We start from the raw sequence: 24,523 nt of genomic DNA, 5'->3' as shown, positions 1-24,523 counted from the left end.
CAGTATGCCCATCCAGGTGTTACCGCCCCAGCTTGCCAACCAGATTGCCGCCGGTGAAGTGGTCGAACGGCCCGCGTCAGTGGTAAAGGAACTGGTGGAAAACAGTCTGGATGCCGGTGCGACACGCATTGATATTGATATCGAACGCGGCGGTGCCAAGCTGATTCGCATCCGCGATAACGGCTGTGGCATCGGTAAAGACGATCTGGCTTTGGCATTGGCCCGTCATGCCACCAGTAAAATCAGCACGCTCGACGATCTGGAAGCCATAGTCAGCCTCGGCTTCCGCGGCGAGGCGCTGGCCAGCATCAGCTCGGTTTCCCGTTTGACGCTCACCTCGCGCACCGCGGAACAGAATGAAGCCTGGCAGGCCTATGCCGAAGGCCGCGATCAGGCGGTGACGGTCAAACCCGCGGCGCATCCGATAGGCAGCACGCTGGAAGTGCTGGATCTGTTTTACAACACCCCGGCGCGACGCAAATTCATGCGCACCGAGAAAACCGAATTCAGCCATATCGATGAAGTGGTGCGGCGTATTGCGCTGGCGCGTTTCGATGTGGCGATCAACCTCAGCCACAACGGCAAACTGATCCGCCAATATCGCGCAGCGAAAGACGAGAGCCAATATGAGCGCCGCCTGGGCAGCATTTGCGGCCCGTCTTTTTTGCAGCATGCGCTGAACATTTCCTGGCAGCACGGCGATCTGACCATTCGCGGCTGGGTGGCTGATCCTGCCGGGGCGCGTCAATTGGGTGAGATGCAGTATTGCTACGTCAATAGCCGCATGATGCGCGATCGTCTGATCAACCATGCCATCCGCCAGGCCTATCAGGATCAACTGAAAGACGATCAGCAGCCCGCGTACGTACTGTATCTCGAGGTCGATCCGCATCAGGTAGACGTGAATGTGCATCCGGCCAAGCACGAGGTGCGTTTCCATCAGGCGCGGCTGGTGCATGACTTTATTTATCAGGCGGTGACCACCGTGCTGCAGCAGGTCGGCAACGCGCCGCTGCCGCTGGACGATGAGCCGGAGCAACCATCGGCGCCAACCTGGCAGCCGGAAAATCGCGTCGCTGCCGGCGGCAACCATTTTTCGCAGCCGGCGCCGCGTCGTGAATCTCAGCCTGGTGAGGCTGGCGTTGCGCGTGAGCGCGCACCTCAACCGGCTTACCAGGCTGGCAACGGCTACCAAAAGCGTGAGGGCGAGCTTTACGGCAAACTGATGCAGGCCGCTCCGGTGGTGGAGCCAGCGCCAGAAACGCCGAAACAACCGCTGTTCCCACCGGTAAAGGCTGAGCGTGATATGCCGCTGGACGGCAGCCAGCACAGCTTTGGCCGGGTGCTGATGATCCACCCACCGTGCTTCGCGCTGATTGAGCGTCGCCAGCAATTGATGTTGCTCAACCTGCCGGTGGCCGAACGCTGGTTACGCCAGGCGCAGCTTAACCCGGCTGAAGAAGGCCTGCGGCCGCAGCCGTTGCTGATCCCCATCAAACTGACGCTGAATAAGCAAGAGGCGGCCGCTTGCGTGCGCCATCAGCCGTTACTGGTAAAAATGGGATTGGATTTGCAGACAGATCATGGGCGTGTGACGCTGCGCGCAGTACCTTTACCATTACGCCAACAAAATTTACAAAAACTGATACCCGAACTGTTAGGCTATCTGGCCGAGCATCAGGAGATGTCGCCCCCGGTGTTAGCCACCTGGTTCGCACGCCACTTGGGCAGCGAATATGAGCAGTGGAACACCTCGCAAGCGATACAATTGCTGACCGACGTTGAACGACTTTGCCCGCAGCTGGTCAAATCACCACCGAGCGGACTTTTACAACCTGTTGATTTACAGGCTGCACTGGCAGCCCTTACGCATGATTGAAACTGAAATGACACCACGACCCCCGGCTATTTTTATTATGGGGCCGACCGCCTCGGGCAAGACCGCGTTGGCGATCGCGCTGCGTGAACGCCTGCCTGTGGAACTGATCAGCGTGGATTCCGCGCTGATTTATCGCGGCATGGATATCGGCACGGCTAAACCGAGCGCTGAAGAATTGGCGCAGGCGCCGCACCGATTGATTGATATTCGCGATCCTGCCGAAGCTTACTCAGCCGCGGATTTTCGCGCCGACGCACTGAAAGAGATGGCCGCCATTACCGCCGCCGGGCGTATCCCGCTGCTGGTGGGGGGCACCATGCTTTACTTCAAGGCGCTGCTGGAAGGTTTATCGCCGCTGCCGTCTGCCGATCCGGCGGTGCGTGAGCGTATCGAACAGCAGGCTGCGGAGCAGGGTTGGGACGTTTTACACCGTCAGTTGCAAGAGATTGATCCGATTGCGGCATTGAGAATTCATCCTAATGATCCGCAGAGACTGTCCAGAGCACTGGAAGTTTTTTTTATTTCGGGTAAAACTTTAACGGAACTGACTAAAATTTCGGGTGAATCGTTGCCGTATCATGTTCACCAATTTGCGATAGCACCGACCAGCCGTGAGTTGATTCATCAACGCATAGCGCTGCGGTACCATCAAATGTTGGCGGCAGGTTTTGAGACGGAAGCGCGTGCACTTTTTGCACGGGGTGATTTGCATACGGATTTGCCTTCCATTCGCTGTGTCGGTTATCGCCAGATGTGGTCATATTTATCTGGCGAAATTAGTTACGATGAGATGGTTTATCGTGGTATTTGCGCAACGCGTCAGTTGGCCAAGCGCCAAATGACCTGGTTACGAGGCTGGAACTCGGTACATTGGCTGGACAGCGAGAAGCCGGGAGAGGCTTTGGACTCGGTAATACAGGTTGTTAGTGCATAGGTCGAGTGATTGTGTACAATTGATGAGTATTCAGCGCGCAAATTTTTTAGGTCGTTTATTTTAGAGCCGACAGGTTCTTAGTTAAAAACAACAAGCAAATAAGGAAAAGATAGAATGGCTAAGGGGCAATCTTTGCAAGATCCGTTCCTGAACGCATTGCGTCGTGAACGTGTTCCGGTTTCTATTTATTTGGTGAATGGTATTAAGCTGCAAGGCCAGATTGAGTCTTTTGACCAGTTTGTCATCCTGTTGAAAAACACGGTGAGCCAGATGGTTTATAAGCACGCTATCTCTACCGTTGTCCCGTCACGCCCGGTTTCGCACCATAGCAATACCCCGAGCGGCGGCACCAGTAACTATCACCATGGTAACAATCCGTCTGCGCCGCAACAGCCGCAGCAGGAAAGCGATGACGCTGAATAAAGCGCGTTGCGAGTCAACCATGGAGGGGAGCATAAGCAGCCGTGGGCTGTTTATGTCCCCCAAACTCACGGGTTCCCGTTTGAGAGGTTGCACGCTTGTTTGACCGTTATGAAGCCGGTGAGCAGGCCGTCCTGGTTCATATCTATTTCTCGCAAGACAAAGACACAGAAGATCTCAGTGAGTTCGAATCCCTGGTGTCCTCTGCGGGTGTCGAAGCTTTGCAAGTGGTGACTGGTAGCCGCAAAGCCCCGCATCCCAAATACTTTGTCGGTGAAGGAAAGGCCGAAGAAATTGCAGACGCGGTAAAAGCCAGTGGCGCATCTGTTGTCCTGTTTGATCACTCCCTTTCCGCAGCGCAGGAGAGAAATCTTGAACGCCTGTGCGAATGTCGGGTGATCGATCGCACCGGGTTGATTCTAGACATCTTTGCCCAGCGTGCCCGTACCCATGAAGGTAAGCTGCAGGTAGAGCTGGCGCAGTTGCGTCACATCGCCACGCGTTTGGTTCGTGGCTGGACTCACCTTGAGCGTCAAAAGGGGGGGATTGGCCTGCGCGGGCCAGGGGAAACCCAGTTAGAGACTGACCGTCGTCTGTTGCGCGATCGCATTAGCTTGATTCTACGCCGCCTGGAGCGGGTAGCTAAGCAGCGTGAACAGGGCCGACGTGCGCGTACCCGTGCTGAAGTGCCGACCGTGTCGCTGGTAGGGTATAGCAACGCCGGTAAATCCACCCTGTTTAACCGAATTACGTCCGCCGATGTGTACGCGGCAGACCAGCTATTTGCCACTTTGGATCCTACCCTGCGGCGCATTGACGTGGCCGATGTGGGCGATACCGTGTTGGCGGATACCGTAGGCTTTATCCGGCACCTGCCGCACGATCTGGTGGCCGCCTTCAAGGCGACGCTGCAAGAAACGCGTCAGGCATCTTTGCTGTTACATGTAATCGACGCCGCGGATACCCGCGTTGATGAAAACATTGAAGCGGTCAATACCGTGTTGGCAGAGATTGAATCGGATGAGATCCCTACACTTTTAGTGATGAACAAAATAGATATGCTGGATGATTTTGTCCCGCGTATCGACCGCAACGATGAAAACTTACCGATCCGGGTGTGGCTGTCCGCCGCCAGCGGTGAAGGTATCCCGTTGCTGTATCAGGCGTTGACGGAGCGCTTATCGGGGGAAATCGCGCATTATGAGCTGCGCTTACCGCCAGAGGCAGGCCGTCTTCGTAGCCGTTTTTACCAGCTTCAGGCAATTGAAAAAGAGTGGAACGAAGAAGACGGCAGCATTGGCGTGGTGGTACGTATGCCTATCGTCGAATGGCGTCGCCTCTGCAAACAGGAACAGGAACTGATTAACTTTATAGTATGATCATATCCTGTTACATTTGAGCTTCGCGTAAGCCTGAAGTACCCAATCACAGAATATGGAGCTAAAACATGGCGTGGAATCAGCCCGGTAATAACGGACAGGACCGCGACCCGTGGGGGAGCAGCAATAACAATGGCGGCAACTCTGGCGGTAATAACAAAGGCGGTCGTGATCAAGGACCACCTGATTTGGACGATATCTTCCGCAAGCTGAGCAAGAAATTGAGCGGTTTGGGCGGGGGCAAAGGCTCCAACAGCAATAACAGCGGCGGCACCGGCACTTCTGGCCCGGGCCTCAGCGGTCGCATTATCGGCATTGCCGCGGTAGCGGTAGTGGTGATTTGGGCTGCCAGCGGCTTCTACACCATCAAGGAAGCCGAACGCGGCGTTGTCACCCGTTTTGGCAAGTTCAGCCACCTGGTACAGCCAGGTCTGAACTGGAAACCGACCTTTATCGATGAAGTACGTCCGGTCAACGTGGAGTCGGTTCGTGAACTGGCGGCCTCTGGCGTGATGCTGACCTCCGATGAGAACGTCGTGCGCGTAGAAATGAACGTGCAGTACCGCGTGACCAATCCGGAAGCCTATCTGTTCAGCGTGACCAATGCCGACGACAGCCTGAGCCAGGCTACCGACAGTGCCCTGCGTGGCGTTATCGGCAAGTACACCATGGACAAGATCCTGACCGAAGGCCGTACCATCGTGCGTAACGATACCCAACGCGTACTGGAAGAAACTATTCGTCCGTACAACATGGGCATCACGCTGCTGGACGTCAACTTCCAGGCCGCTCGTCCGCCGGAAGAGGTGAAAGCCGCATTTGACGATGCGATTGCCGCACGTGAGAACGAGCAGCAGTACATCCGTGAAGCAGAAGCTTACGCCAACGAAGTTCAGCCACGTGCGAACGGCCAGGCACAACGTCTGCTGGAAGATGCCAAAGCGTATAAAGACCGTACCGTCCTGGAAGCTCAGGGTGAGGTTGCACGCTTTGCCAAGCTGTTGCCGGAATACAAATCGGCACCGCAAATTACCCGTGAGCGTCTGTATATCGAAACCATGGAAAAAGTCTTAAGCCACACCCGTAAGGTGTTGGTGAACGACAAAGGCAACAATCTGATGGTGTTGCCGCTGGAACAAATGCTGCGTGGCCAAACCGGCGCAGCGGCTGACGGCAATAAAGACACCAGCCTGATTCGTCTCAACCCCGCTCCGTCTGCCAACAGCGGCGCCAGCTCCAGCAGCCAGCGCACCAGCAGCGGCTCGGTCATGGACCAGCGCCGGGCAAATGCGCAGCGTGACGACACCACTCGCGTAGGGAGAGAGTAATCAATGCGTAAGTCTTTTGTAGTAATCGTCCTCGCGGTGCTGGTGGCGTTATACGCTTCTCTGTTCGTGGTTCAGGAAGGTCAGCGCGGCATCGTGCTGCGTTTTGGCAAGGTACTGCGTGACAGCGACAACAAGCCGCTGGTGTATGCGCCAGGCCTGCACTTCAAGATCCCGTTTATTGAATCCGTGAAAACGCTGGATGCACGTATCCAGACCATGGACAACCAGGCTGACCGCTTTGTGACCAGCGAGAAGAAAGACCTGATTGTCGATTCTTACCTGAAATGGCGTATCAGCGATTTCAGCCGTTACTATCTGGCAACCGGCGGCGGTGATGTTTCACAGGCCGAAGTGCTGCTGAAACGTAAGTTCAGTGACCGTCTGCGTTCCGAGATTGGTCGTCTGGATGTGAAAGACATCGTCACCGACTCGCGCGGTAAGCTGATGTCCGACGTGCGTGATGCATTGAACACCGGTACCGTAGGGGACGATCAAGAAGTCACCACCACCGAAGCCGATGACGCTATCGCCTCTGCAGCGGCGCGTGTTGAGAAGGAAACCACCGGCAACTTGCCGAAGGTTAACCCGAACAGCATGGCGGCGTTGGGTATTGAAGTGATCGACGTGCGTATCAAGCAGATCAACCTGCCGGCGGAAGTGTCTGATGCGATCTATCAGCGTATGCGCGCCGAGCGTGAAGCGGTTGCCCGTCGTCACCGTTCACAGGGTCAGGAAGAAGCCGAGAAGCTGCGTGCGACCGCAGACTACGAAGTGACTCGTACCCTGGCGGAAGCCGAACGTACTGCACGTATCACTCGTGGTGATGGCGATGCCGAAGCGGCCAAACTGTTTGCCAACGCATTCAGCCAGGATCCGGACTTCTACGCCTTTATCCGTAGCCTGCGAGCTTACGAAACCAGCTTCAGCAGCAATAACCAGGACGTGATGGTTCTGAGCCCGGACAGCGATTTCTTCCGCTACATGAAATCGCCTGACTCCACGCGCAAGTAATCACGACAGGTAATTGATCGAGGGCCCGTTTAAACGCGGGCCCTTTCTTTTTGGGAGTTTCTGATGAATTCAACAATCTGGCTGGCGTTAGGGCTGGTTTTGGTGCTGGAAGGCCTGGGGCCGATGCTGTTTCCGCAGGCCTGGCGTAAAATGATACTGGCGATGACCCAGTTGCCTGACTCTACGTTACGGCGATTTGGCGGCGGAATAGTGGTTGCGGGCTGTGTGATCTACTACATGTTGCGTAGTCGTACGGGGGTTTAAAGGTTAGCCTAAAAAATACGCAACTCAGCGCTAAAAGTGCTGAAACTCACGAATTACGGTGGTAGAATCCATTTTTAAGCAACCGGTGATTTTTAAAATGGGTAAGAACGTCGTCGTACTGGGCACTCAATGGGGTGACGAAGGTAAGGGCAAGGTCGTAGACCTGCTGACCGAACGGGCTCAATATGTAGTGCGCTATCAAGGTGGTCACAACGCTGGCCATACTCTGGTAATTAACGGTGAAAAAACCGTCCTTCATTTAATTCCTTCAGGCATTCTGCGTGAAAACGTGACCAGCATCATCGGCAACGGTGTAGTTCTGGCGCCAGACGCTTTGATGAAAGAAATGGGTGAACTCGAAGCGCGCGGCATCCCGGTACGCGAACGTCTGTTACTGTCCGAAGCCTGCCCACTGATCCTGCCTTACCACGTTGCGCTGGATAACGCGCGTGAGAAAGCACGTGGCGCGAAAGCTATCGGTACCACCGCTCGCGGCATCGGCCCGGCTTATGAAGATAAAGTGGCTCGTCGCGGTCTGCGCGTCAGCGACCTGTTCAACAAAGAAACCTTCGCCGTTAAGCTGAAGGAAATTGTTGATTATCATAACTTCCAGTTGGTTAACTACTACAAAGTCGAAGCCGTTGATTACCAGGCAACTCTGGATTACGTGCTGTCTATCGCTGACATCCTGACTGCCATGGTTGTTGACGTCTCTGAACTGCTGGACGGCGCGCGCAAGCGTGGCGACCTGATCATGTTCGAAGGCGCACAGGGCACCCTGCTGGATATCGACCACGGTACCTATCCGTACGTAACCTCTTCCAACACCACTGCCGGCGGCGTTGCTACCGGTTCCGGTATTGGTCCGCGTTACGTGGATTACGTGCTGGGCATCGTGAAAGCCTACTCCACCCGCGTGGGTGCAGGTCCATTCCCAACCGAACTGTTCGACGAAACCGGCGAATACCTGTGCAAACAGGGGAACGAGTTCGGTGCTACCACTGGCCGTCGTCGTCGTACCGGTTGGTTGGATGCCGTAGCGGTTCGTCGTTCGGTACAGATCAACTCCCTGTCCGGTTTCTGCCTGACCAAGCTGGACGTGCTGGATGGCCTGAAAGAAGTGAAAATCTGCGTGGGCTACCGCATGCCAGATGGCCGCGAAATGACCACCACGCCGCTGGCGGCTGAAGGTTGGGAAGGTATCGAGCCAATCTACGAAAGCATGCCTGGCTGGAGCGACACCACTTTTGGCGTGAAAGAACACAGCAAACTGCCACAGGCAGCGCTGGACTACATCAAGCGTATTGAAGAACTGACCGGCGTACCGGTAGACATTATCTCTACTGGCCCGGACCGTAGCGAAACCATGATCCTGCGCGACCCGTTCGACGCATAATCTGGCTTTACTGCAATAAAACAAACCGGGCGTGTCCCGGTTTGTTTTTATCCTGATTTTCCCCGATTGCGGTTTCACGTCCCAAAATCCTTTCTTTAACCTGTCCCAGAGCCAGACATACGCTAAATAATTAGCGGCGAACTCTCTGGCTGGTTTATTATCCAATAAGTAATCTTTTGAATAGTGCCGAAAATCGGCGTATCAGACGGGTAAAATGATACCCAGAGGTAGATGTGCAGTTAACAAGTTTTACTGATTATGGCCTGCGGGCGTTGATCTACATGGCCTCGCTGCCACCGGACAAAATGACCAGCATCTCGGAAGTCACCGAGGTCTACGGCGTGTCCCGAAACCATATGGTAAAGATCATCAATCAGTTAAGCCGGGTTGGGTTTGTCACCGCGGTGCGCGGTAAGAACGGCGGCATCCGTTTAGGCAAACCGGCCGAAACCATTCGCCTCGGCGACGTGGTCAGGGCGTTAGAGCCGCTCTCACTGGTTAATTGCAGCAGTACGTTTTGCCACATAACCCCTGCCTGCCGCCTGAAGCAGGTGCTCCAACAGGGCGTACAGAATTTCCTTGAAGAGCTGGACAACCACACGCTGGCCGATATGGTCGAAGACAATCCATCGCTCTACAAGCTATTGCTTGTCGAATAAAGCGTCGCTGAGAAGACAAGGCTCAGCGGCACCCTGCTGATGACAACGGAGGAACCGCAATGTCACAAGATCCATTCCTGGAACGAGAAGCAGAAAAATATGAATCCCCCATTCCGAGCCGTGAATTTATTTTGGCCCATTTGGCGAAAAGAGAAACGCCGGCCAGCCGCGAAGAGCTGGCCAAAGAGCTGAATTTAACCGGCGAAGAACCCCTGGAAGCGTTACGCCGTCGCCTGCGTGCGATGGAGCGTGACGGCCAATTAATCTTTACCCGCCGCCAGTGCTATGCGCTGCCGGAACGTCTGGACTTGCTGCGCGGCACCGTGATCGGCCACCGCGATGGCTTTGGCTTCCTGCGTATCGAAGGCAGCAAAGACGACCTGTATCTGTCAGCTGAACAGATGAAGATGGCGATCCACGGTGACGTGGTGTTGGCACAGGCCATGGCAGCCGATCGCAAGGGCCGCCGCGAAGCGCGTATCGTCCGTGTGCTGGTGCCGAAAACCAGTCAAATCGTCGGCCGCTTCTTTATGGACGCCGGTACTGGCTTCGTGGTGCCGGATGATAGCCGCCTGAGCTTTGATATCCTGATCCCTGCCGACGCCGTCAGCGGTGCGCGCATGGGCTTTATGGTGGTGGTTGAACTGACCCAGCGCCCAACCCGCCGTACCAAAGCGGTTGGCAAGATTGTCGAGATCCTCGGCGATAAAATGGGGACCAGCATGGCGGTAGATATCGCGTTGCGCACCCATGAAATCCCGCATGTTTGGCCGCCGCAGGTGGAAAAACAGGTTGCCGACCTCAGTGAACAGGTACCGGAATCCGCCAAAAAAGGTCGCGTCGATCTGCGTAAACTGCCTTTGGTGACGATTGATGGCGAAGATGCCCGCGATTTCGATGACGCAGTCTACTGCGAGAAAAAACGCGGTGGCGGCTGGCGCCTGTGGGTTGCCATTGCCGACGTCAGCTATTACGTGCGTCCGCGCACTGCGCTGGATGACGAAGCCCGTAACCGCGGGACTTCGGTGTACTTCCCATCGCAGGTTATTCCGATGCTGCCGGAAGTGCTGTCTAACGGCCTGTGTTCGCTTAACCCGCAGGTAGACCGGTTGTGTATGGTGTGTGAGATGACCATCTCCGCCCAGGGGCGCCTGTCGACGGCCAAATTCTATGAGGCGGTCATGAGTTCCCATGCCCGCTTAACGTATAACAAGGTCTGGCACATTCTGCAGGGCGATCAGGAGCTGCGTGAGCATTATCACCCGCTGGTCAAACACCTGGAAGAACTGCATGCAATGTATAAGGTGTTGGATCAGGCGCGCGCCGAACGTGGCGGTATCGCTTTCGAAACCGAAGAAGCCAAGTTTATCTTCAACGCCGAACGCCGTATTGAGCGCGTTGAACCTACGGTACGTAACGATGCTCACAAGCTGATCGAAGAGTGCATGATTATGGCGAACGTCGCCGCTGCACGCTTTGTCGAGAAAAATAACGAGCCGGCGCTGTTCCGCGTGCACGATCGCCCAAGTGACGATCACATCAGTGCACTGCGCAGCGTGCTGGGCGAGCTGGGCCTGACGCTGGGCGGTGGCAACAAACCACAGCCGAAGGACTACGCGACCCTGATGGATGAAGTGTCCGAACGTCCGGACCATGAAATGCTGCAAACCATGCTGCTGCGGTCGATGAAGCAGGCAATCTACGATCCGGAAAACCGCGGTCATTTTGGCCTGGCGCTGGCTTCTTACGGTCACTTCACTTCACCGATCCGCCGTTACCCGGATCTGGCGATGCACCGTGCGATCAAGTACCAACTGGCCAAAGAGCATGGCGAACCGAAAGAGCGCTGGACGCCAACCGGCGGGTGGCACAGCGAATTCGAAGAAATGCTGCAGCTGGGCGAGCACTGTTCGATGGCTGAACGTCGCGCCGATGAAGCGACGCGCAACGTTGCCGACTGGCTGAAATGCGACTTCATGCAGGATCACGTCGGTGAAGTGTTCAGCGGCATCATTGCCAGCGTGACCGGCTTTGGTTTCTTCGTGCGCCTCAACGATCTGTTTATCGACGGTCTGGTGCACGTATCATCGCTGGATAATGATTATTATCGCTACGATAATATCGGCCAGCGTCTGATTGGCGAATCCTCTGGCGTGGTTTATCGCCTGGGCGATACGGTGGAGATCCGTGTGGAAGCGGTGCATATGGATGAGCGTAAAATTGACTTCGCTCTGGTCTCCAGCACCCGCAAACCACGCGGTGAAGGCAAAACTGAACGCGACCGCGCTAAGAATGGTGGCCAACGCACCTTGCGTGGTGGGGCTGGAGCAGGACGCACTTCTGCTCCTCGCAAACGTCGCGGTGGCAAACCGCCGGCCAATTTTGAGCCTGACAGCGCTTTCCGTAAGGATGAAGCCAAGCCCGCTGACAAGGTGAAGAAAGACAAAAAGGCGAAAGCCAAGAAAGTGTCCGACAAAACCCGGAAAATAGCGGCGGCGACCAAGGCCAAGCGCGCCGGCAAGAAGAAAGGTGCTGAGCAGGCTTAGCCTGCCACACGTCATTATCACCGGCAGGCATTTGCCTGCCGCACAGTAAAAAGAGCATCATGAGCGAAATTATTTACGGTATTCATGCCGTCAAAGCCCTGTTAGACAACGATCCGCAACGCTTCCTGGAAGTGTTTATCCTCAAAGGGCGCGACGATCGCCGGCTGCAGCCGTTGATTGCCGAGCTGGAGGCGACCGGCATTGTTATCCAGGTGGCGAACCGCCAGTGGTTGGATGAGAAGGTCGAGGGCGCGGTGCATCAGGGGATCATTGCCCGGGTGCGCGAAGGGCGTCAGTATCAGGAAAATGACCTGCCGGCGTTGCTGGAAAGCGTGGATACCCCGTTCCTGCTGGTGCTGGACGGCGTGACCGACCCGCATAACCTCGGTGCCTGCTTGCGCAGCGCTGACGCGGCCGGTGTGCACGCGGTGATCGTCCCGCGCGATCGTTCTGCCCAGTTGAACGCAACGGCCAAGAAAGTGGCCTGCGGCGCGGCAGAGAATGTGCCGTTGATTCGCGTGACCAACCTGGCACGCACCCTGCGTTTGCTGCAGGAGATGAACGTCTGGATCGTGGGCACTGCCGGCGAAGCCGACCACACGCTGTTCCAGAGCAAAATGACCGGCCCGATGGCGCTGGTTATGGGGGCGGAAGGCGAAGGTATGCGTCGTCTGACTCGCGAGCACTGCGACGAGCTGATCAGCATTCCGATGGCCGGTACGGTTTCTTCACTAAACGTTTCGGTGGCGACCGGTATCTGCCTGTTTGAAGCGGTGCGTCAACGCAGTTGATTTATCCGTAAGGGCGCAGTTCTGGCGCCCTTATTCTTTTCTCAATGCCTACCCTGTGATCTCGCCTGCGGCAGAAATCCCCCTGACGACCATAATTACTCCTGACGCTTTTCTCAGGGAGCAAGCTCATGGTCTGGAATACGCACACCGTTTTTAATCAGCCGAAGCCGCTGGGCAACAGCAATCTGTTCCTGTCCGATACGCCACTGCATGAAGCCATTCAGCGCGAGCAGGCGGGGTGGGATGCAGAGGTACTGACCTCGCTGGGCCAACAGTTGGGCACTCAGGAGTCGCTGGAACTGGGGAGACTGGCCAACGCCAACCCACCGGAGCTATTGCGCTATGACGCCACCGGTCAGCGACTGGACGACGTCCGTTTTCATCCTGCCTGGCATATCCTGATGCAAGGGCTGATAGCCAACCGGGTGCATAACCTGCCGTGGCAGGAGGATGCCCGTATCGGCTCTTTCGTGGCACGGGCGGCGCGTTTTGTGTTACATGCCCAGGTAGAAGCCGGCACCCTGTGTCCGGTGACCATGACCTTTGGCGCTATTCCTTTGCTGCAGCGCTCGTTGCCTGCGGAGTTCCAGTCCTGGCTAACGCCGCTACTGTCCGATCGTTACGACGCGCATTCATTGCCCGGCGGGCAAAAGCGCGGTTTGTTGATCGGCATGGGAATGACCGAAAAGCAGGGCGGTTCCGATGTGCTGAGCAATACCACCACCGCCAGCCCGCTGGGTGCACGCGGGCCAGGAGAAGCCTACCGTTTGGTCGGGCACAAGTGGTTTTTCTCGGTACCGCAGAGTGATGCGCACCTGGTGCTGGCGCAGACCGAAGGCGGGCTGTCCTGTTTCTTCCTGCCGCGGATTTTGCCTGACGGTACGCGCAATGCCATAAGGGTGGAACGGCTGAAGGATAAGTTGGGCAACAGGTCTAACGCCAGCAGCGAAGTAGAATTCCAGGATGCCGGCGCCTGGCTGGTGGGCGAGGAAGGAGATGGCGTACGGCATATCCTGAAAATGGGGGGCCTGACGCGTTTTGACTGCGCACTGGGTAGCCACGGGTTGATGCGGCGCGGGCTCTCGGTGGCGTTGTACCATGCCCTGCAGCGGCAGGCGTTTGGTAAGACGCTGATTGAACAGCCGATGATGCGACAGGTACTGGCGCGGATGGCCCTGCGCCTGGAGGGGCAGACGGCGGCCTTGATGCGTCTGGCGCGTGCTTATGACAGCGCGGGCAGCACGCCCATGGAGCAGGCGTTATGCCGTGTGGTGACGCCTGCGGCGAAGTTTGAAGTTTGCCGGCAAGGTATTCCTTTTATTGGCGAAGCCATGGAGGCGCTGGGCGGTATCGGCTACTGCGAAGAAAGCGAGCTGCCCCGGCTGTACCGTGAAATGCCGGTAAACAGCATTTGGGAAGGCTCCGGCAATATTATGTGTCTGGACGTCATGCGTGCCTGGGGCAAGCTGCCGGCGGTGCAGGAAGCGCTGGAGCTGGAGCTCGGTGAGGTGAGAGGGCAGAATCGCCATTATGATCACCAATGGCGACGGTTGCTTCAGCTGATGCGCAAACCTCAGGAAGAGCAAGGGCGTGCGGTTAGCGGTGCCTTGTTTAATCTGTTCGCGGCGGTGCAGCTTCTGCGTTACAGTTCACCGCCGTTGGCGGAAGCCTGGTGTCAAATGATGCTTGATGCCCGTGGTGAGCGGACATTGCCGGAAAGGCTATGCGAAACGCTGTTTACCCGCGCGATGGGTGGATAGGGAAAACGGTGGCGCCGCAGCCGGAAAAGCTTTTTAATTCAGCTCTTGGCCCGTAAGGGATACTGACCTCTGACCAGGAAACATGACATGGATATTCTCAGCGCGTTGGCGGCATTCGCCTCTTATTTTTTCAGTGGCTTTGCCATGGTTCTGGTGTTTTTGTTCGTTTATACCCGTATTACGCCGCATGATGAATGGGCGTTGATTAAGGCCGATAATCAGGCCGCCGCTTTCGGATTCGTCGGTGCCTGCTTGGGGTATGTTATCCCGCTGGCGAGTGCGGCGATCAACTCCGTCAGCCTGCTGGACTATCTGTTATGGGGCGTGGTGGCGCTGGTGGTGCAACTGCTGCTGTTTGCGGCGGTGAAAATCTATATGCCGCGCATCAGCGACAAAATTGAGTCCAATCACGTGGCAGCCGGGATTTTCCTCGGCGGCGTGTCGATCAGTGGCGGTGTCCTGAATGCGGCCTGCATGACCTACTAAAGGTAAAGTATGGCCGAGGCGCGCCAGCCTGGCTGGTGCGCCTGTTCTTCCATTCGCAGGATGCGGTAATAGCTTGCCCCATGCTCATCCGCCTTTTGGGCGATCAATTGTTCTACGTCCTGAGGGGAGCCGGAGAGGTTGTTCAGGGTGATTTCCGCAATTTCGCTGAGTGGCGTAACGCGGTCTGCGGGGGCCAGTTCAGCGGATTGGGCGCTGGCGCTGAGTAACCCCATAGAAAGCAGGAGGGCGGTGAGTGCGGCGGAGCGTGTCATGGCGTTCCCCTTCGTCGGATCCTGGATTCACGTCCGCAGGCTGCGGCGCGCTGTTGGCCAGTGTGCTCTATCCAACTTCAGTCTGTGCAAAGCCAATGTAAATCTTATTAAAACTCCGACAGTTACCGATACAGGATCGCCTGCGAATACCACTGGCCGGGAACCACGGTTTCGCTGTTCATGATAATCATGTAATAGCGCGCACCGCTGGCGTTGGCTTTCTGCTGAATTTCCGCTTCCACATCCATCGGGCTGCCGCGAACCAGGGCGCTGGTGGTGCCTATTTTTTCCAGACTACCGGTTTGTGCCCGGGTGATCTCCTGCGCCTGCCCGCTCGGTGGTGGGGGCGCTTTGGGCGTCGTGGTCATGATGCCACAGGCGCTAAGCAGCGTGACCAGCGTCAAGGGGAGCAGCAGGCGAGACATTTTCATAGACACCTCAAGAAAGCGGATAGCATGATTTCAGTGTAACCCATTATAAATTGGAACAGATTGAGCTAATGCTTTTTAGCGCAAGTTTGCCATTATGAAGGCAATAGCTATGCAGAGGGAAAATGAATGATTGAAATATATGACGAGCGTGCAGGGGATATTGCGGTCATCCATGCGGTGCCGCAGGGGCAGTATCATCAGCCGCTGCCGACGGTATTTTTCTACCATGGTTATACCTCGTCGAAAGAAGTCTACGCCTACTTTGCCTACGCGTTAGCCAGGGTGGGATTTCGCGTGGTGCTGCCGGATGCCGATTTGCACGGTGAACGTTTTGACGGCGATGAACAAAAGCGGTTGTCCCGCTTTTGGGAGATCCTGCGCAGCAATATCGATGAGTTACCGGCGTTGAAGGCGGACTTTGAACGGCGGGGCTTGATTGCCGAAGGGCGCATCGGCGTTGCCGGTGCCTCCATGGGCGGGATGACAACGTTGGGAGGCTTTGCTCGTTATCCATGGGTGAAAGCCGCGGCGAGCCTGATGGGAGCAGGCTATTACAGTGCTTTGGCGCAGACGTTGTTTCCACCGCTGGATGAGCAGGGCAAGCTTTTGAAGGCGAGCGTTTTCGACGCGCGCATTGCTGCACTGGCGGATTATGGCCTGGAGCATCAGTTGGAAAAAATTGCCAATCGCCCGTTGTTGCTGTGGCACGGCGAAGCAGATGATTTGGTGCCGGCGGCGGAAAGCCGACGTCTGGCGACTGAGCTTCGCCAGAGCGGCTGGGATCGGCAACTGACATTTTTAACTGAACCGGACGTCAAGCACCGCATCACGCCGTTGGCACTCAAGGCGACGGCCGAGTTCTTCGTGAAAACCTTATAAAAAAAGCCCCCTGCGGGCAGGGGGCTGACGACATTTTCACATTTTACTTTGCCGCTTTTGGGCGCGGCTTGCTTCCCTGGCACGGCATACAGGTTTAGCGATACAGTTCCGCGCTGACGTGGATAGTGCTGTTGTTTTCCGGTTCATGCAGCGCAATGATTCGATAGGCGGTAGCTCCGCGCTGATCGGCTATTTTGCTCACCTGGCTGCTGGCGTCATCCGGCGAGACTACGTTCTGGTTCAGCGTGATGAATCCGACGCTCTGGCGCTGGTCTGCCTGATGGGAAGTGATCTCGGTAGCGGCCATGACGTTGGCGGAAAACAGCAAAGCAATGGCGGTAGCGATGGTAATACGTTTCATAATTGCCTCTCTTAACTGTTTGCTTCAACGGCCTGACAGCCGGTGCCAGTGCAGCAAAAAGTTATTTGCATGTATTGAATAACTTCAAATCTTTTTCGTCGCGCTGTCTGCGGCGGATAACAACAATTTTAGACCGTACCGCAGGATTAAAAAGGGGGGCATTTTGATGACATCTTTCAAAAAAAATGAATGAAATTTGCACCTCAGTGATGATTTCATTGAAAGATTTTTTGAACTGATGGATCTCTGTACATAGGTTGTACAGACAGCAAATCGTGCTATTTCCTCATCCGGCTCGCATTACCGATAATAAATCCCCTTCGGTCCTTGAGTTTCCCTGCCTGCGCAAGTATGATTACGCGTCATTTTTTCAGCCGCACACACATACACGTTCCTTGCTTCCATGGGCCGCGGTTGACCCTGACAGGAGGCTGAATAATCCGTAAGGAGCAATTCGATGCGTCATTACGAAATCGTTTTTATGGTCCATCCTGACCAAAGCGAACAGGTTCCGGGCATGATCGAGCGTTACAGTGCTACCATCACTAACGCTGCTGGTCAGATTCACCGTCTGGAAGACTGGGGCCGCCGTCAACTGGCTTACCCGATCAACAAACTGCACAAAGCCCACTACGTTCTGCTGAACGTTGAAGCTCCGCAGGAAGCGATCGATGAGCTGGAAACTAACTTCCGCTTCAACGACGCCGTTATCCGTAGCATGGTTATGCGCGTTAAGCACGCGGTAACTGAAGCATCTCCGATGGTTAAAGCGAAAGACGAACGTCGTGGCGATCGCCGCGAAGACTTCGCTAACGAAACCGCAGATGATGCTGATGCTGGGGATTCTGAAGAGTAATTTACCGTGACGGCTAATCGGCTGACGTTGTCTGGCACTGTGTGCAAGACGCCGACGCGTAAAGTGAGCCCGTCAGGTATTCCACATTGCCAGTTCGTGCTTGAGCACCGTTCAGTGCAAGTGGAAGCCGGTTTTACCCGGCAAGCCTGGTGTCGTATGCCGGTGATTATCAGCGGCAAGGCCCATCAGGCCATTACTCAAAGTATAACGGTCGGTACGCTTCTCACCGTTTCAGGTTTCATTAGCAGCCATCAAGGGCGCAATGGACTGAATAAAATGGTGTTGCATGCCGAGCAGATTGAATTGATAGATTCTGGAGACTAGCCTAATGGCACGTTATTTCCGTCGTCGCAAGTTCTGCCGTTTCACAGCGGAAGGCGTTGTTGAGATCGATTACAAAGATATCGCAACGCTGAAAAACTACATCACTGAAAGTGGTAAAATTGTCCCGAGCCGTATTACCGGTACTCGTGCAAAATACCAGCGTCAGCTGGCTCGCTGCATCAAGCGTGCTCGCTACCTGTCCCTGCTGCCATACACTGATCGTCATCAGTAATCGGCCGCCGTCTATTAACGACTTTAAGAGGATAAGGTAATGCAAGTTATTCTGCTTGATAAAGTAGCAAACCTGGGCAGCCTGGGTGATCAAGTTAACGTTAAAGCGGGCTACGCCCGTAACTTCCTGGTACCACAGGGCAAAGCTGTTCCTGCTACCAAGAAAAACGTAGAGTTCTTCGAAGTACGCCGTGCAGAACTGGAAGCCAAACTGGCTGACATTCTGGCTGCTGCTGAAGCTCGCGCAACCAAGATCAACGAACTGGGTTCAGTCACCATCGCGTCTAAATCAGGCGACGAAGGTAAACTGTTCGGCTCTATCGGCACCCGCGACATCGCTGACGCAGTTACTGCGGCAGGCGTTGAAGTTGCCAAGAGCGAAGTTCGTCTGCCGAATGGCGTTCTGCGTACCACTGGTGAACACGAAGTTCAGTTCCAGGTACACAGCGACGTATTCGCACAGCTGAATGTAGTTGTGGTAGCAGAAGCTTAATCGCTCCTGCTCGCCAAGCAAAACGCCAGCCTCGTGCTGGCGTTTTGCTTTTCTGCGCCCGGCAAAAAGCGTTACCCTGTGATCACCTTGGGTGAGGAGCAGCGGCAAATGGCAGAGATTAACCTACAGCGTGTGTATGACTTTAGCGGCCCGGCGCCGGTGAACTGCTATCTGATCGATCGCTTGTGGCCGCGAGGCGTCAGCAAGGAACGATTGCAGGGTGTGCAATGGTTAAAGCAGGTCGCGCCGGATAACGCGCTGCGGCAGTGGTTTCATCAACATCTTGACCGGTGGGACGAGTTTGAAAGCCACTACCGGTTGCAACTGGCTCAAAACGACGCCTGGCAGCCATTGGTGGCGTTACTAAGACAGGGGCAACCCTTGACCTTGCTCTACGGCAGTAAAGACACACAGCACAACCACGGCATCGTGCTGCGCGACTTTCTGTTGGGGCAGTTAGCGGATTAACGCTCGCGGCGATAGCTGCCGTCGGCCTGGCGGCGGAACAACACCTGACTGTTGTCAGCGGTGGTGACCGATAGCGCGGTGATCACGCCGTTGGCGTCACGTTCGAGACGAACTTCCTGGCCGGCTTTCATGTTGCTGAGCGGCTTATCGTTACCTTCCACCTGCGCCATGGCGAAAACTTCGTTCACCGGCAGGTTGTTGTCACGGAAAAGCTGCGCCAGCGTCTGGCCCGGTTGGATCTGGTAGCGTTGCCAGTTGCCTGCCGGTTCCGGCTCTACAGCGTGCTGCTGCTGAGTGTCGTTTTGCAATTCGGCCTGTAAGGGAACGCTGTTATCCTGCTGGGTGACAGGGAATGGCTGTTTTTCCGATGAATACGGCCACAGCAGCGCCAGCAGCAGGATGATGCCGAAAATCAGGGTCCAGCGGCGATGAAAATAAGGCAGTGGCTCCATCCAACCGAAGCCGTCCGGCAGGTGCCAGATCTTCAGCAGTAACGCTTTGATGTTTTGCCCCTTACCGTTTTCCGGTGGTTGTTCTGAATCCGGGTCTTCTACCGACGCTGGCGCGGAGCCGGGTTTCAGGCGCTGACTGAAGTTCAGCCAGGTACGCAACAACGGCTGGTAGATACGGGTGGTCTTCCTTCTCCTGGGCGAGATTCTGCCCATGGTAACCTCTCTTCAACGGCGTAAAAATATCACGGTACAAAAGGGTGTACCGCCGACCCGATGCCCTGTTTTCAGTATAGTCCGCTAACTGATTGAAGTGAAAGGCAGCAGCAAACCCATACCTGTTGCGGCAGGCGATTCGCCTGGGCTCGCGGGAGCGGGTGTTAACTGTGGGTTATTGTTTCTTTTTCTACGACAAAAGTCATCATTCTCCACACAAGATTTTACCCGGCATTGCGGCGCTGTTATGCTGCGCTTTCGACTTTTTACAGACTAAAGGAAAACCCCATGACAACCCCTTCTTTTGACAGCGTTGAAGCGCAGGCGAGCTACGGGATTGGTTTACAGGTCGGCCAGCAGCTGCAAGAGTCCGGTCTGGAAGGTTTACAACCGGAAGCTTTGCTGGCAGGTTTGCGTGACGCGCTGGAAGGGAATGCCCCGGCGGTTCCGGTAGACGTGGTGCACCGTGCGCTGCGTGAAATCCACGAACGTGCGGATGCCGTGCGTCGTGAGCGTCAGCAGGCGATGGCCGTTGAAGGCCAGAAATTCCTGGAAGACAACGCCAAGCGCGACGAAGTTACGCTGACCGAATCCGGTCTGCAGTTCTCCGTGCTGGAGCAGGGCAACGGCCCAATCCCATCCCGTCAGGATCGCGTGCGTGTGCATTACACTGGCCGACTGATTAACGGCGACGTTTTCGACAGCTCCGTAGAGCGCGGCCAACCGGCAGAATTCCCGGTTAGCGGCGTGATCCCTGGCTGGATCGAAGCGCTGACCCTGATGCCGGTCGGTTCCAAATGGCAGCTGTATATTCCACACGACCTGGCCTACGGCGAGCGTGGTGCCGGCGCATCCATCCCGCCATTCAGCGCGCTGGTGTTCGACGTCGAACTGCTGGAAATCCTGTAATTCTCTAACAGGTTTCACTGGGCGCCTTGATGGCGCCCTTGTTTTATGCGCCGTTCAGCGCGCGGGGGAACAACAGGTTGTTCTCCAGATTGATGTGCTCCATCAGGTCATCAATAAACTCGTCGATACCGCCATACAGCGCCTGCCAGGTATTGCAGGCACCTTCCGGTGGCGTCACGTTGTGGGTGAGGAACTTCACTACTTCCAGCTGTTCGCCCGCTTCGTCATGCTCATGTTCCATTACCGAGATTGGTCCAGCCGCCTGCCGGCCCATACCCTGTTTGATCATCGGGAACAGGATCTGCTCCTCTTTCATCATGTGATTTTCCAGATCCAGCCGGATCAGATTCAGTTGTTTCGCCAGGCCGCGTGGACAGGTGGTTTTGTCGGCATGAACCCGTTCGACTTTTTCCGCCATCAGTACCAGCTCGGCCAACTGTTCGCGGTGCCGCTGATGGAAGCGTGGCAAAATATAATCAATCAGTTCACCGAGCGGCGCAGTACGCCAGTCATGGCTTGCTGCCGGTCTGGCGGCGAGGGCGGCCAATTCGCTTTCAAGCTGCTCGAGATCCAGCCCTTTACGCTCGGCTGCGCGTTGCAGCGTTTGTTTTCCGCCGCAGCAGAAATCCAAATCGTTCAGGCGGAACAGGCGTGATGCCCGGGGAATAGCGATGGCGAGAGCGCCGAGGGATTGGTTACGGTAATCCATGAGAGTGCCTCTTTAAATGAAAAATCTATAACATGCATTTTAAGTGCAATTTAAAGGGCGCGCCAGTGAGAAAAATGAGTAGGCGGTCGGGGGGGAATGCGCAATCCCCCCGACCTGCTGCTTATTTGCTGCTTAAATCAATCTGATAAACCGCAAACCCGATGTTATCCGTACCATCGGATTTCATTGGATACTGAGCATGTGCCTTGATAAAGGCCGTGGCTTTCTCGCTTGGCGAGGTTTCGAAGCGAATATCCAGCGGTTGCGGGCTGCTGAAGGTCGCCAGGCGCCAGTTGTTATCCACCTGTGGCCGTACCGCCCCGTGCAGTTTGGTTTCGGCGCTGATATAAGCCGCCAGCACCGACCGGTTCTCATCCGGTGAAGCGAAGGCAATATGTTGATCGCCAGTGCCGGCAAACTTGCCACCGTAAGCGCGGTAGTTGTTGGTCGCTACCAGGAAGGTGGCTTTAGGATCGATCGGCTTGCCTTGGAACGTCAGCTGCTTGATACGTTCCGCCTTATCGTTGATCAGCTGGCATTCGCCGTCGTAACGCGCTGGCTGGCTGACGTCGATCTGGTAATTAACCCCGTCAATCACGTCGAAGTTATAGGTGCGGAAGCCATCCCAGTTGATCAGGCCCTGCGGTTTGCTGCTATTGACGTCGATTTGATTGAACTGCCCGGCGGAACACTCCAGCCACTCCTTCACCTCTTTACCGCTGGCTTTTACTACCACCAGAGTGTTGGGATAGAGATAGAGATCCGAAGCGTTACGGAAGGTGAGCTGGCCTTTTTCCACTTCGACGAAGCTGGCCGGATCGTTTTTGCGTCCGCCGACCTTGAACGGCGCTGCCGCTGACAGCACCGACAAATCGGCCAGATCCGGATCGCCCTGAATGTAGTGTTCAACATAGGCTTTCTGCGCGTTATTCACGATTTGTACCGTCGGGTCATCCTGCACCAGCGCCAGATAGCTGTACATGTTGTCGTCGGCTTTGCCGACCGGCTTACTGACAAAATCGCGAGTGCCCTTATGATCTTCCGACAGGACTTTCACCAGCTTGGCGTCTTCCGCCGCCAGCGATTTCTTGTTCTCTTTGTCGTAGATTGGCCGTGCTTCCGCTTTGGCGGAGGCCACTTTCCAACGGCCAGAGTCGTTGTTCAACTGCAGATCGACCACGCCCAGGTGGTCGCCCCACTGGCCAGGCATGACCGCAGGGACACCGTTCAGCGTACCCTGAGCGATGTCAGCGCCTTTGATATTGGCAAAGTCCTTGCTCGGGAAGACCGCGTGAGCATGGCCGAACATGATGGCGTCAATGCCCGGCACCTGGCTGAGGTAGTACACCGAATTTTCTGCCATCGCCTTGTACGGCTCGCTGGACAGGCCGGAGTGCGGGATCGCCACAATCAGATCGGCTCCCTGTTTACGCATTTCCGGCACGTAGCGTTTGGCGGTTTCGGTGATGTCGTTGACCTTAACCTTGCCTTGCAGATTGGCCTTATCCCACACCAGAATTTGCGGCGGCACAAAACCGATATAGCCGATGCGTAAACTATGTTCTTTACCGTCACGGTCTTTTACCGGCGTATCGACGATAATGTAAGGAGTGAACAGCGGTTTCTGAGTTTTAGCGTCGATCACGTTAGCGTTGATATACGGGAATTTGGCACCGCTGATGGCGGTTTTCAGGTAATCGAGGCCGTAGTTGAATTCGTGGTTGCCGATGTTGCCGACCACATAATTCAGGGTGTTCATGGCCTTATAAACAGGATGAATATCGCCGGGCTTAAGGCCCTTGGCAGCCATATAGTCGCCGAGCGGGCTGCCCTGAATGATGTCGCCGTTGTCCACCAGTACGCTATTGGTGGCCTGCTGGCGGGCCTGTTCAATCAGGCTGGCGGTGCGCACCAGGCCGAACTTGTCGGTCGGTTTATCCTTGTAGTAATCGAAGTCCATCATGTTGCTGTGCAGATCGGTGGTTTCCAGCACGCGCAGATCGACCGTTGCCGCCTGCGCTGAGGCGCAAACCAGCATAGCGAGGACAGACAACGTCAGCGGACGCTTCATCATTTTTGGCTTTCTCCATTCCATTTTTCGAGTTTTATCGCAGAGGGGCATGTAATTAACATTGGTTGTCTCACCAAACTGTGAAGTGTGGCAGAAAACCGACCGAGGTATCGGAGGAAATGTCACAGTTGTGACGGCAAAGACTTGAGTCATTACCGAAGGTTAAATCGTTATGATGGATATTCGATGCAAAAAAAACTAGGCTGCTAGCAATGAGAAAGGGGAAATGACCCACGGAACTGTCTATCTGAGGTGAATGATGTTAGAAAAAATTTGCCAACTGTCCCGCGAGGCGGGCGCGGCCATCATGGCGGTGTACAACGGTGAACAACCGCTTGATGTTGCACAAAAAAAAGATGACTCCCCGGTGACGGCGGCCGATCTGGCGGCGCACCATATTATCAAGCGCGGCCTGGCGGCGTTAACGCCGGACGTCCCATTGCTGTCGGAAGAAGATCCACCGACCTGGGAAGTGCGGCAGAATTGGACGCGCTACTGGCTGGTCGATCCGTTGGACGGCACCAAAGAGTTCCTGAATCGCAACGGTGAGTTTACGGTAAATATCGCGTTGATTGAAAACGGGCAGGCGGTGCTGGGAGTGGTTTACGCCCCGGCGATCGATGTGCTGTATCTGGCCGAACGCGGTAAGGCCTGGAAAGAAGAAAAGGGTCAACGGCAGGCGATTGGCGTCAGCAATGCCCATCCGCCACTGGTGGTGGTCAGCCGCTCGCACAGCGACGAAGAGCTGAAGGACTACCTGAAACAGTTGGGCGAACACCAGACCGTTTCCGTCGGTTCTTCGCTGAAATTCTGCCTGGTGGCGGAAGGTAAGGCTCAGCTCTATCCTCGCTTTGGGCCCACCAATATCTGGGATACCGCCGCCGGCCATGCCGTGGCCGTGGCGGCCGGGGCACAGATCCACGACTGGCAGGGCAGACCTCTGCTCTATACGCCACGTGAATCCTTCCTAAACCCCGGCTTCAGGGTTTCGCTGTTCTAAA

General features: G+C 55.6%; 27 protein-coding genes. 21 read left to right on the top strand and 6 right to left on the bottom strand.

Annotated features, from left to right (window positions below; genetic code table 11):
• The first annotated feature begins 4 nt into the window (after nucleotides 1-4).
• The 13 genes from mutL to H5P17_RS01590 all read left to right on the top strand — a co-directional run bounded on the left by mutL (nucleotide 5) and on the right by H5P17_RS01590 (nucleotide 14,853).
• Entirely contained in the window at nucleotides 5-1,879 is a 1,875-nt protein-coding gene (gene mutL / locus H5P17_RS01650; protein WP_182820949.1) for a DNA mismatch repair endonuclease MutL, read from the top strand.
• Nucleotides 1,872-2,813: a tRNA (adenosine(37)-N6)-dimethylallyltransferase MiaA gene (gene miaA, locus H5P17_RS01645; protein WP_182820947.1), complete on the top strand. Its 942-nt coding sequence runs from the start codon at nucleotides 1,872-1,874 to the stop codon at nucleotides 2,811-2,813. Before mutL ends, miaA begins: the two co-directional genes overlap by 8 nt.
• A 114-nt stretch (nucleotides 2,814-2,927) precedes the next feature.
• Nucleotides 2,928-3,236, top strand: coding sequence for an RNA chaperone Hfq (hfq, locus tag H5P17_RS01640; RefSeq protein ID WP_012004894.1), 309 nt, complete (start codon nucleotides 2,928-2,930; stop codon nucleotides 3,234-3,236).
• Nucleotides 3,237-3,331: 95 nt separating this feature from the next.
• A complete protein-coding gene (gene hflX / locus H5P17_RS01635; RefSeq protein WP_182820945.1) occupies nucleotides 3,332-4,612 on the top strand; it encodes a ribosome rescue GTPase HflX in 1,281 nt (426 codons plus the stop codon).
• 68 nt (nucleotides 4,613-4,680) lie between these two features.
• On the top strand, nucleotides 4,681-5,940 hold the full coding sequence (hflK, locus tag H5P17_RS01630; protein WP_182820943.1) for an FtsH protease activity modulator HflK: 1,260 nt from the start codon (nucleotides 4,681-4,683) through the stop codon (nucleotides 5,938-5,940).
• A 3-nt stretch (nucleotides 5,941-5,943) separates the two neighbouring features.
• Nucleotides 5,944-6,951 carry a protease modulator HflC gene (hflC, locus tag H5P17_RS01625; RefSeq protein WP_020824908.1) on the top strand — a complete coding sequence of 336 codons (1,008 nt, stop codon included), beginning with the start codon at nucleotides 5,944-5,946 and terminating at the stop codon, nucleotides 6,949-6,951.
• Between the two features lie 63 nt (nucleotides 6,952-7,014).
• Nucleotides 7,015-7,215 (top strand): DUF2065 domain-containing protein, encoded by a 201-nt coding sequence (locus tag H5P17_RS01620; RefSeq protein ID WP_020824909.1) that lies wholly within the window; start codon nucleotides 7,015-7,017, stop codon nucleotides 7,213-7,215.
• A gap of 97 nt (nucleotides 7,216-7,312) precedes the next feature.
• Nucleotides 7,313-8,611 carry an adenylosuccinate synthase gene (locus H5P17_RS01615; RefSeq protein WP_182820941.1) on the top strand — a complete coding sequence of 433 codons (1,299 nt, stop codon included), beginning with the start codon at nucleotides 7,313-7,315 and terminating at the stop codon, nucleotides 8,609-8,611.
• Between the two features lie 233 nt (nucleotides 8,612-8,844).
• Nucleotides 8,845-9,270 carry a nitric oxide-sensing transcriptional repressor NsrR gene (nsrR, locus tag H5P17_RS01610; RefSeq protein WP_020824911.1) on the top strand — a complete coding sequence of 142 codons (426 nt, stop codon included), beginning with the start codon at nucleotides 8,845-8,847 and terminating at the stop codon, nucleotides 9,268-9,270.
• Between the two features lie 59 nt (nucleotides 9,271-9,329).
• Complete coding sequence (gene rnr, locus H5P17_RS01605) at nucleotides 9,330-11,816, top strand: ribonuclease R (protein WP_044553938.1); 2,487 nt, start codon at nucleotides 9,330-9,332, stop codon at nucleotides 11,814-11,816.
• Nucleotides 11,817-11,875: 59 nt separating this feature from the next.
• Nucleotides 11,876-12,607: a 23S rRNA (guanosine(2251)-2'-O)-methyltransferase RlmB gene (rlmB, locus tag H5P17_RS01600; protein ID WP_020824913.1), complete on the top strand. Its 732-nt coding sequence runs from the start codon at nucleotides 11,876-11,878 to the stop codon at nucleotides 12,605-12,607.
• 128 nt (nucleotides 12,608-12,735) lie between these two features.
• Nucleotides 12,736-14,367, top strand: coding sequence for an isovaleryl-CoA dehydrogenase (locus H5P17_RS01595; protein ID WP_182820940.1), 1,632 nt, complete (start codon nucleotides 12,736-12,738; stop codon nucleotides 14,365-14,367).
• 87 nt (nucleotides 14,368-14,454) lie between these two features.
• Nucleotides 14,455-14,853 (top strand): DUF350 domain-containing protein, encoded by a 399-nt coding sequence (locus H5P17_RS01590; RefSeq protein WP_020824915.1) that lies wholly within the window; start codon nucleotides 14,455-14,457, stop codon nucleotides 14,851-14,853.
• On the opposite strand, the gene H5P17_RS01585 is transcribed toward H5P17_RS01590, so the two are convergent.
• Nucleotides 14,850-15,125, bottom strand: coding sequence for a DUF1471 domain-containing protein (locus H5P17_RS01585; protein ID WP_020824916.1), 276 nt, complete (start codon nucleotides 15,123-15,125; stop codon nucleotides 14,850-14,852). The genes H5P17_RS01590 and H5P17_RS01585 overlap by 4 nt on opposite strands.
• A gap of 122 nt (nucleotides 15,126-15,247) precedes the next feature.
• Complete coding sequence (gene bsmA / locus H5P17_RS01580; protein ID WP_182820938.1) at nucleotides 15,248-15,556, bottom strand: biofilm peroxide resistance protein BsmA; 309 nt, start codon at nucleotides 15,554-15,556, stop codon at nucleotides 15,248-15,250.
• 126 nt (nucleotides 15,557-15,682) lie between these two features.
• Between bsmA and yjfP the strand changes: the two genes are divergently transcribed.
• Nucleotides 15,683-16,435: an esterase gene (gene yjfP / locus H5P17_RS01575; protein ID WP_182820936.1), complete on the top strand. Its 753-nt coding sequence runs from the start codon at nucleotides 15,683-15,685 to the stop codon at nucleotides 16,433-16,435.
• A 94-nt stretch (nucleotides 16,436-16,529) separates the two neighbouring features.
• Here the strand turns inward: yjfP and H5P17_RS01570 are convergent, their stop codons facing one another.
• Nucleotides 16,530-16,796: a DUF1471 domain-containing protein gene (locus H5P17_RS01570; RefSeq protein WP_044553943.1), complete on the bottom strand. Its 267-nt coding sequence runs from the start codon at nucleotides 16,794-16,796 to the stop codon at nucleotides 16,530-16,532.
• A gap of 457 nt (nucleotides 16,797-17,253) precedes the next feature.
• On the opposite strand from H5P17_RS01570, the gene rpsF reads away from it, so the two are divergent.
• The 5 genes from rpsF (at nucleotide 17,254) to H5P17_RS01545 (ending at nucleotide 19,168) form a co-directional block, all read left to right on the top strand.
• Nucleotides 17,254-17,652, top strand: a complete 399-nt coding sequence (gene rpsF, locus H5P17_RS01565; RefSeq protein ID WP_006317459.1) for a 30S ribosomal protein S6 — start codon at nucleotides 17,254-17,256, stop codon at nucleotides 17,650-17,652.
• 6 nt (nucleotides 17,653-17,658) lie between these two features.
• A complete protein-coding gene (gene priB, locus H5P17_RS01560) occupies nucleotides 17,659-17,976 on the top strand; it encodes a primosomal replication protein N (RefSeq protein WP_044553944.1) in 318 nt (105 codons plus the stop codon).
• Nucleotides 17,977-17,980: 4 nt separating this feature from the next.
• Nucleotides 17,981-18,208 carry a 30S ribosomal protein S18 gene (rpsR, locus tag H5P17_RS01555; protein WP_002210155.1) on the top strand — a complete coding sequence of 76 codons (228 nt, stop codon included), beginning with the start codon at nucleotides 17,981-17,983 and terminating at the stop codon, nucleotides 18,206-18,208.
• Between the two features lie 39 nt (nucleotides 18,209-18,247).
• Nucleotides 18,248-18,700 carry a 50S ribosomal protein L9 gene (gene rplI, locus H5P17_RS01550; RefSeq protein ID WP_044553945.1) on the top strand — a complete coding sequence of 151 codons (453 nt, stop codon included), beginning with the start codon at nucleotides 18,248-18,250 and terminating at the stop codon, nucleotides 18,698-18,700.
• Nucleotides 18,701-18,808: 108 nt separating this feature from the next.
• Complete coding sequence (locus H5P17_RS01545; RefSeq protein WP_044554258.1) at nucleotides 18,809-19,168, top strand: DUF488 domain-containing protein; 360 nt, start codon at nucleotides 18,809-18,811, stop codon at nucleotides 19,166-19,168.
• Here the strand turns inward: H5P17_RS01545 and H5P17_RS01540 are convergent.
• Nucleotides 19,165-19,833, bottom strand: a complete 669-nt coding sequence (locus tag H5P17_RS01540; RefSeq protein WP_044553946.1) for an OapA family protein — start codon at nucleotides 19,831-19,833, stop codon at nucleotides 19,165-19,167. The two genes, H5P17_RS01545 and H5P17_RS01540, sit on opposite strands and share 4 nt — an antisense overlap.
• Nucleotides 19,834-20,121: 288 nt before the next feature.
• Between H5P17_RS01540 and fklB the strand changes: the two genes are divergently transcribed.
• The gene (gene fklB / locus H5P17_RS01535) at nucleotides 20,122-20,742 is read left to right on the top strand and encodes an FKBP-type peptidyl-prolyl cis-trans isomerase (protein ID WP_020824922.1); all 621 of its coding nucleotides are present in this window, start codon (nucleotides 20,122-20,124) and stop codon (nucleotides 20,740-20,742) included.
• 43 nt (nucleotides 20,743-20,785) lie between these two features.
• Here the strand turns inward: fklB and ytfE are convergent, their stop codons facing one another.
• A complete protein-coding gene (gene ytfE / locus H5P17_RS01530; RefSeq protein ID WP_044553948.1) occupies nucleotides 20,786-21,451 on the bottom strand; it encodes an iron-sulfur cluster repair protein YtfE in 666 nt (221 codons plus the stop codon).
• Nucleotides 21,452-21,572: 121 nt separating this feature from the next.
• Nucleotides 21,573-23,525, bottom strand: a complete 1,953-nt coding sequence (locus tag H5P17_RS01525; protein ID WP_182820934.1) for a bifunctional 2',3'-cyclic-nucleotide 2'-phosphodiesterase/3'-nucleotidase — start codon at nucleotides 23,523-23,525, stop codon at nucleotides 21,573-21,575.
• 256 nt (nucleotides 23,526-23,781) lie between these two features.
• Here H5P17_RS01525 and cysQ point away from each other — a divergent pair, with 256 nt between their 5' ends.
• The gene (cysQ, locus tag H5P17_RS01520) at nucleotides 23,782-24,522 is read left to right on the top strand and encodes a 3'(2'),5'-bisphosphate nucleotidase CysQ (protein ID WP_182820933.1); all 741 of its coding nucleotides are present in this window, start codon (nucleotides 23,782-23,784) and stop codon (nucleotides 24,520-24,522) included.
• The last annotated feature ends 1 nt before the right edge of the window (nucleotide 24,523 follow it).

Source organism: Serratia sp. OS31, assembly GCF_014164835.1.
Lineage (GTDB): Bacteria > Pseudomonadota > Gammaproteobacteria > Enterobacterales > Enterobacteriaceae > Serratia > Serratia liquefaciens_A.
This window is presented reverse-complemented; position numbering and strand designations above follow the sequence as displayed.